The 8,260-nt window shown below is 69.9% G+C and carries 7 protein-coding genes; all 7 read right to left on the minus strand.

The window, feature by feature from the left end:
* Positions 1-210: hypothetical protein (locus H5J30_RS10515; protein ID WP_181787160.1), on the minus strand; the 210-nt coding region annotated here is incomplete at its 3' end.
* Positions 211-340: 130 nt separating this feature from the next.
* Positions 341-1,450: an ABC transporter ATP-binding protein gene (locus H5J30_RS10520; protein WP_181787161.1), complete on the minus strand. Its 1,110-nt coding sequence runs from the start codon at positions 1,448-1,450 to the stop codon at positions 341-343.
* Between the two features lie 15 nt (positions 1,451-1,465).
* Positions 1,466-2,473, minus strand: coding sequence for an ABC transporter ATP-binding protein (locus tag H5J30_RS10525; RefSeq protein WP_309505489.1), 1,008 nt, complete (start codon positions 2,471-2,473; stop codon positions 1,466-1,468).
* Between the two features lie 7 nt (positions 2,474-2,480).
* Positions 2,481-3,443 (minus strand): ABC transporter permease, encoded by a 963-nt coding sequence (locus H5J30_RS10530; RefSeq protein ID WP_181787163.1) that lies wholly within the window; start codon positions 3,441-3,443, stop codon positions 2,481-2,483.
* Positions 3,436-4,359 (minus strand): ABC transporter permease, encoded by a 924-nt coding sequence (locus H5J30_RS10535; RefSeq protein WP_181787164.1) that lies wholly within the window; start codon positions 4,357-4,359, stop codon positions 3,436-3,438. Before H5J30_RS10535 ends, H5J30_RS10530 begins: the two co-directional genes overlap by 8 nt.
* Before the next feature lie 67 nt (positions 4,360-4,426).
* Positions 4,427-6,067, minus strand: a complete 1,641-nt coding sequence (locus H5J30_RS10540; protein WP_181787165.1) for a peptide ABC transporter substrate-binding protein — start codon at positions 6,065-6,067, stop codon at positions 4,427-4,429.
* Positions 6,068-6,285: 218 nt separating this feature from the next.
* Complete coding sequence (gene typA, locus H5J30_RS10545) at positions 6,286-8,172, minus strand: translational GTPase TypA (RefSeq protein WP_181787166.1); 1,887 nt, start codon at positions 8,170-8,172, stop codon at positions 6,286-6,288.
* Positions 8,173-8,260 lie beyond the last annotated feature (88 nt).

The raw sequence follows: 8,260 nt of genomic DNA on the forward strand, positions 1-8,260 counted from the left end.
GTCCGCCTCCATCTCCGCCTCCGACGCCGCGAACCCGGCCTCGATGTCCGCCGCGAACTCCGGGTCCTGCGACCCGCTCCCGGACATGGCCGCCCCCGGCCTGTCCGTCGTCACCGGGTGTACGGCGTGGGCGCCGGGGGCCGCGCCGCCCGCAAGGGCGGCCGTGGCGACCAGCGCCCCGCTCAGCACGCGGAGCCGACGGCGTGACAAACGCTTCATGGTGGGTGTCCCTCTGCTCGGTGACGGGGCATCAGCTGCCGACGCCCACCATGGCTATCACTGATACGTGATAAACCGACTAAAACGACTTCCTCCGCTGCGGCAGATTCGCCCCGTCGGCCTACCGGCCCGCCCCCGGCCCCACCGCCGCCTCCGGCCGTCCCGGTCCCGGTTCGTCCTCCCACTCCGCCGCGAAGTGGCACGCCGACGGGTGCGCCACCGCCCCCTTCGCCTCCCGGAACCACGGCGGCACGTCCAGCGCCGGGTCCTTCTCCGCGCACACCGGCTGCGCCTTCCAGCACCGCGTCCGGAACCGGCACCCCGACGGCGGGTTCGCCGGTGACGGCACGTCGCCGCTGAGCAGGATCCGCTCCCGGGTCTCCCGCGCCTCCGGGTCCGGCACCGGCACCGCCGACAGCAGCGCCTGCGTGTACGGGTGCGTGGCGTGCTCGTAGATCGCCTCGTCGGTGCCGGACTCCACGATCCGGCCCAGGTACATCACGCCGACGCGGTCCGAGATGTGCCGGACCACGGACAGGTCGTGCGCGATGAAGATGTACGACAGGTGGAACTCGTTCTGCAGCCGCTCCAGCAGGTTCACCACCTGCGCCTGCACCGAGACGTCGAGCGCCGAGACCGGTTCGTCCGCGACAATGATCTCCGGCCGCAGCGCGAGCCCGCGCGCGATCCCGATGCGCTGCCGCTGGCCGCCGGAGAACTGGTGCGGGTAGCGGTTGATGTGCTCGGGGTTGAGCCCGACGACGTCGAGCAGCTCCTGGACCCGCCCCCGCCGGCTGCCCTTCGGCGCCACCTCGGGGTGGACGTCGTACGGCTCGCCGACGATGTCGCCGACGGTCATCCGCGGGTTGAGCGAGGTGTACGGGTCCTGGAAGACCATCTGGATGTTGCGCCGTACGGCCCGCAGCGCGCGCCCGGACAGCCGGCTGATGTCCTCGCCCTTGAACCGGATCCGGCCGGCCGTGGGCCGTTCCAGGTTGACCAGCATCTTGGCGATGGTCGACTTGCCGCAGCCCGACTCGCCGACGATGCCGAGGGTTTCGCCGCGCCGCAGGTCGAAGGAGACGCCGTCGACAGCCTGGACGGCGCCGATCTGCCTGCGGAAGACGATCCCCTGGGTGAGCGGGAAGTGCTTGACGAGGTCGCGTACTTCGAGGATCGCCTCCCCGCCCGGCGCGCCCGGCGGGGCCTCGGTCACCTCAGGGCTGGTCATGAGACTGGTCCTTGCTCAAGGCCGGTCATGCAACTGGTCCTTCCAGAAGTGGCACGCACTCCCCCGCCCCGCCAGCGGGCGGCCCGCGTCGTCCGTGACCTCGTACAGCGGTGGGCGGTCGGTCCGGCAGACGTCCTGGGCGCGCGGGCAGCGGGGGTTGAAGGGGCAGCCCGGGGGGATGGCCAGCAGGCTGGGCGGGGTGCCGCGGATGGCGCTCAGCTCCTGGCCCTTCTGGTCCAGCCGCGGGATGGAGTCCAGCAGGCCGCGGGTGTACGGGTGCGCCGGCGCCTTGTACAGGTCGTGTACGGGCGCCGTCTCCATGATCCGGCCCGCGTACATCACCGCGATCTTGTCGGCGACGTCCGCGACCACGCCCAGGTCGTGGGTGATGAGGATGAGCCCCATCCCCGTCTCCTCGCGCAGCTCCGCCAGCAGGTCCATCACCTGCGCCTGCACGGTCACGTCGAGCGCCGTCGTCGGCTCGTCCGCGATGATCAGCTCGGGCCCGAGCGCCAGCGCCATCGCGATCATGATGCGCTGCCGCATGCCGCCGGAGAACTGGTGCGGGTAGTCGTTGACGCGCTCCCGGGCGGCCGGGATCCGTACCCGCTCCATCAGCTCGATCGACCTGGCCTTCGCCTCCGCGCGGCTCGCGCCGCGGTGCACGCGGAACATCTCGCCGAGCTGGAAGCCCACGGTGAGCACGGGGTTGAGCGACGACAGCGCGTCCTGGAAGATCATCGCCATCCGCTCGCCGCGCACCTTGCGCCGCGCCTCGCGGCCCAGCTTCAGCAGGTCCTCGCCCTGGAAGACCACCTCCCCGCCGGTGACGAACCCGGGCGGCGAGTCGAGGATGCCCATCACCGCCTGCGCGGTGACGGACTTGCCCGAGCCGGACTCGCCGAGCACCGCCAGCGTCTCGCCCGCGGCCACGTCGTACGAGACGCCGTTGACGGCCTTCGCCACCCCTTCCCGGGTGCGGAACTCCACCTGCAGGTCGCGGACGTCGAGCAGCGCGGTCACGGGCACCTCACCTGAGCTTCGGGTCGAGCGCGTCGCGCACCGCGTCGCCGAGCATGATGAACGCCAGCACGGTCAGGCTCAGCGCCCCGGCCGGCCACAGCAGGGCGTGCGGCGCGTTGCGGATCTGCTGCGACGCGGTGGAGATCTCGCTGCCCCAGGAGATGGTCGGCGGCTTGAGGCCGACGCCGAGGAACGACAGCGTCGCCTCCAGCGCCACGTACGTACCGAGGGCGATGGTGGCGACGACGATGATCGGCGCGATGGCGTTGGGCAGCACGTGCCGCAGCATGATGCGGCCGGTGGAGGCGCCGAGGGTGCGGGCGGCCTGGACGTAGTCGTTCTGCTTGGCCGTGATCACCGAGCCGCGCGCGATGCGCGCCACCTGCGGCCAGCCCAGCAGCACGATCAGCCCGATCACCGGCCAGACGGACCCGCTCTTGATGACGGAGAGGAAGACCAGGCCGCCCAGCAGGATCGGGATGCCGAAGAACACCTCGGTGATCCGGGACAGGACCGCGTCGCCCCAGCCGCCGAAGTAGCCGGCGAGGCCGCCGAGTACGGTGCCGAGGACGGCGGCGCCGAGGGTGGCCAGGGTGCAGACGGTCAGCGACGCGCGGGCGCCGTAGACGGTGCGGTTGTAGACGTCGCAGCCCTGGCTGTCGAAGCCGAAGGGGTGGCCGGACTCGGCGCCGAGGTTGCGGTTGGCGATGTCGCAGTTGTACGGGCTGCCGGTGGCGACCACGCTGGGCCACAGGGAGATGAAGATCAGGAAGAGGATCAGCAGCCCGGCGATGACGAAGACGGGGTTGCGGCGCAGGTCCTGCCAGGCGTCGGACCACAGGCTGCGGGCCGGCTGGTCGGTCCCCGCCAGGCCGCCGGCCTCGGCCTGGAGGACGTCGCTGCCGGGGAGCGCCTCCGCCTCCTGGGTGCCGATGTCCGCCCGCTGCTTCTCCTCGTAGCGCTCAGGCATAGCGGATCCGGGGGTCGAGCACCGCGTAGAGCATGTCCACCACCAGGTTCGCCAGCAGGTAGACGATGACGAGGACGGTCACGAATCCGACGACCGTGGGCGCGTTCTGCCGCAGGACGCCCTGCCAGAGCTGGTAGCCGACGCCCTGGATGTTGAAGATCCGCTCGGTGACGATGGCGCCGCCCATGAGGTTGCCGATGTCGATGCCGAGGAAGGTCACGACGGGGATGAGGGAGTTGCGCAGCAGGTGGCGGACCGTGATGCGGCGGCGCGGCAGGCCCTTGGCGACGGCGGTGCGGACGTAGTCGGCGCGGGCGTTCTCGGCCACGGAGGTACGGGTCAGCCTGGTGGTGTACGCCAGCGACACCAGCGCCAGCACCACGGCCGGCAGGATCAGTTCGTCCCACGGCGCGCCCGAGGACACCGCGGGCGTGACCCAGCCCCACTTGACGCCGAGCAGGTACTGCAGCACGTAGCCGGTGACGAACGTGGGGATGGAGATGACGACGAGCGTAGCGAAGAGCACCCCGGTGTCCACCGCCCGGCCGCGCTTGAGCCCGGAGACCACGCCGAGGGTGACGCCGATGATCATCTCGAAGAGCACGGCGAGCAGGGCGAGCCGGACGGTGATCGGCCAGGCGCTGCGCATCAGGTCCAGCACCGGCTGGCCGTTGAACGCCCGGCCGAAGTCGCCGGTGAAGATATTGCCCATGTAGAGCACGTATTGCTGCCACAGGGGCTTGTCGAGGTTGAGGTCCCTGCGGATCTGCGCCGCGGTCGCGGGGTCGGGCGCCCGGTCACCGAACATGGCGGTGACCGGGTCGCCGAGCGCGTAGACCATGAAGAAGATGAGGAACGTGGTGCCGATGAACACGGGGATCATCTGCAGCAGCCGCCGGATCACGTAGCGGCCCATGGGCGCCCCTCCTCTCCTCGCGTGTCCGCCCCTCCCGCGCCGGCCGCGGCGGACCGCCGCGTGCGCACTACTTGACCTTGATGTCCGGGTAGTACGGGACGCTGAAGGGGTCGAGGAAGACGTCGCTGACGCGGTCGGAGTGGCCGGCGATGCCGTTCTGGTACCAGAGCGGGATCGACGGCACGTCCTTGGCGAGCAGCCGCTCCGCCTCCTTGTACTTCTCGACGGCCGCGGCGGTGTCCTCGGCGGCGTTGGCCTGGTCGATGAGGTCGTCGAACTTCTTGTTGCTGTACTCGCCGTCGTTCGAGGAGGCACCGGTGTAGTACGTGGGCGCCAGGAAGTTCTCGATCAGCGGGTAGTCCATCTGCCAGCCGGAGCGGAACGGGCCCTTGAAGCTGCGGTCCACGACCTGGGTGCGGAAGTCGGCGAAGGTGCCGATGGGGTTGACGACGCAGGCGTTCTCCTTGCCGAGCGCCTTGTTGATGCTGTTGCAGACCGCGTCCATCCACTCCCGGTGGGAGCCGGTGTCGACGTTCGAGGAGATCGTCAGCTTGCCGCCGGGGAGGCCGCCGGCGCCGTCGATGAGCTTCTTGGCCCGCTTCGGGTCGTACGTGCACAGGTCGCCGCAGATCGTGTCGTCGAAGCCGCCCTTCTCGCCGATGACCGGGGAGGTCCAGTCCTTGGCGGGGACGCGGGTGTCGTTGTAGATCTGCTTGGTGATCTGCTCGCGGTCGATCGCCATGGAGATCCCGCGCCGCAGGTCGGCCTTGTCTTTGCCGGACCAGGCGTCGTCGTAGAGCGGGTAGGCGAGGGTCTGGATGATGCCGGCCTTCTGGTTGATGAAGCGGTCGCCGAGGTCGCTCTCGGCGTTCGCCAGTTGGCCGGCGGGCAGTTCGTCGGAGACGTCGAGGTTGCCGGCCTGGAGGTCGGTGTAGGCGGTGTTCTGGTCCGTGTAGACCTTCAGCTCGATGCCGTCGTTCTTGGCCTTGTCGTCGCCTTTGTACTTGTCGTCCTTGACGAGCTTCATCGACGTGCCCTTGGCGTACGAGTCGATCTTGTACGGGCCGTTGCCGATGGGCTTGTCGAGCCACGCGGCGTGGTCGTCGAAGAACGCCTGCGGCAGCGGCGCGAAGGCCGGGTAGCCGAGGGTGTCGGGCCAGATGGCGAACTTCTGCGACAGCCTGACGGTGAACGTCCGGTTGTCGACGACCTTCAGCCCGGAGAGCTTCTGCGCGCTCGGCTCGCTGCCCTCGGCGGTCGGGTGGACCTTGTCGTAGCCCTCGATGTACTTGAAGAAGCTGCTGTTGACCTGCCGGTTCTTGATGTTCGCGGCGTAGTTCCAGGCGTCCACGAAGGACTTGGCGTTCACCGGCTCGCCGTTGCTGAACCGGAAGCCCTTCTTGACCTTGACGGTCCAGTTCTTCTGGTCGTCGCTCTTGATGGACTCGGCGAGCATGTTCTTCGGCTCGGCGGTCTTCGGGTCGTAGATGACGAGCCCGCGGGTGATCAGCTTGAGGACCTTGCCGCCCTGGACCTCGTTGGTGTTCGCCGGCTCCAGCGGGTTCTGCGGATCGCCCCACTGCGCACTGACGGTGCCGCCGCCTGACGACCCGCCGCCGCCGTCACCGCTGTCACTGCCGCAGCCGGTCGCAGCGAGCGCGGCGCAGACGACGCAGGCCGTCCACGAGGCGCGGGTCGCTCGGCGCATGGTGCCTCCCAGGGGTCCCAAGTGTCACTTAAGTGACATAAGACCCCATGGGGGACGTTCGCGCTTCCGGTGGCACGCCATCGGGGGAGCACAACCCCCCGGATGGCGCGGGCGCCGCGCGCCGGTCCGGGGGACGGCGGTTTCGAGGTGTACGGCTGCGCGGGCCGGGCGTGCTGCGCGGGACGGGCGTGCCGCGTTCGGAGCCGGTCGCGTACGGGCTAGGCGTGCTTGGCCCGCGAGGCGGCCCGGGCGCGCTCGCGCCCGTCCAGCACCACCTTGCGGATCCGCACCGTGTCCGGCGTGACCTCCACGCACTCGCCGTCCCGGCAGAACTCCAGCGACTGCTCCAGCGACAGCTTCCGCGGCGGGACGATCGACTCGGCGATGTCCGCCGTGGACGACCGGACGTTGCTGAGCTTCTTCTCCTTGGTGATGTTCACGTCCATGTCGTCGGAGCGGGAGTTCTCCCCGACGATCATGCCCTCGTACACCTCCGTGCCCGGCTCCACGAAGAGCGTCCCGCGCTCCTGCAGGTTCGTCATCGCGAACGCCGTCACCGCGCCCGTCCGGTCCGCGACCAGCGAGCCGCTGCTGCGCGTCCGCAGCTCGCCGAACCACGGCTCGTGCCCCTCGAAGATCGAGTGCGCGATGCCGGTGCCGCGGGTCTGCGTCAGGAACTCCGTACGGAAGCCGATGAGCCCGCGCGAGGGCACGACGAACTCCATGCGGACCCAGCCGGACCCGTGGTTCGTCATCGTCTCCATCCGGCCCTTGCGGGCGGCGAGGAGCTGCGTGATCGCGCCGAGGTGCTCCTCGGGCGCGTCGATCGTCATCCGCTCGACGGGCTCGTGGAGCTTGCCGTCGATCTCCTTGGTGACCACCTCGGGCTTGCCGACGGTCAGCTCGAAGCCCTCCCGGCGCATCGTCTCCACCAGGATCGCCAGCGCCAGCTCACCGCGGCCCTGCACCTCCCAGGTATCGGGGCGCTCGGTGGTCAGCACGCGCAGCGACACGTTGCCGACGAGCTCGCGGTCGAGGCGGTCCTTGACCAGCCGGGCGGTCACCTTGTGACCCTTGCCCTTCCCGCCGCCGATTCCCTTGCCGACCAGCGGCGAGTTGTTCGTGCCGATCGTCATCGAGATCGCCGGCTCGTCGACGGTGATCAGCGGCAGGGCGACCGGGTTCTCCGGGTCGGCGAGGGTCTCGCCGATCATGATCTCGGTGATGCCGGCGACCGCGCAGATGTCCCCGGGCCCGGCGACCTGCGCGGGGCGGCGGGTGAGGGCGTCGGTCATCATCAGCTCGGTGATCCGCACGTTCTGCACGGTCCCGTCGCGCTTGATCCACGCGACCGTCTGCCCCTTCTTCAGCTCGCCCTGCTCCACGCGCAGCAGCGCGATGCGGCCGAGGAAGTTGTCGGCGTCGAGGTTCGTCACGTGCGCCTGCAGCGGCGCGCCCTCTTCGTACGACGGGGCGGGGACGTAGTCCAGGACGGTGGAGAAGAACGGCTCCAGGCTGTCGCTGTCCGCCGGCACCGTGCCGTCCTCGGGCTGGGTCAGCGAGGCGACGCCGTCCCGGGCGCAGGCGTAGACGATCGGGAACTCGATCTGCTCCTCGTCGGCGTCGAGGTCGAGGAAGAGGTCGTACGTGTCGTCCACGACCTCGGAGATCCGCGAGTCGGGCCGGTCCGTCTTGTTGATGCACAGGATCACCGGAAGCCGCGCCTGCAGCGCCTTGCGCAGCACGAACCGGGTCTGCGGCAGCGGCCCCTCGGAGGCGTCCACCAGCAGCACGACGGCGTCGACCATGGACAGCCCGCGCTCGACCTCGCCGCCGAAGTCGGCGTGGCCGGGGGTGTCGATGATGTTGATCACCACCGGGACGCCGCCCTTGGGGTGGTACTTCACCGCGGTGTTCTTCGCGAGAATGGTGATGCCCTTCTCGCGCTCCAGGTCCCCGGTGTCCATGACCCGGTCGTCGACGGACTGGAGCTGGTGCTCGGCGAAGGCGCCGGCCTGCTTGAGCATGGCGTCGACCAGGGTGGTCTTGCCGTGGTCGACGTGGGCGACGATGGCGACGTTGCGAATGTCCTGGCGCGTCGGCATGACTGGGCGGTGCTCCCGAACTAGAGGGGGTCAGCCGGGCGAATCGACCACGGCCGTCCTATCGTACGGTCCCCCTCCGACACCCCGG

Origin of the sequence: Streptomyces phytophilus (assembly GCF_013870535.1) — a bacterium.
Classification (GTDB): domain Bacteria; phylum Actinomycetota; class Actinomycetes; order Streptomycetales; family Streptomycetaceae; genus Streptomyces; species Streptomyces phytophilus.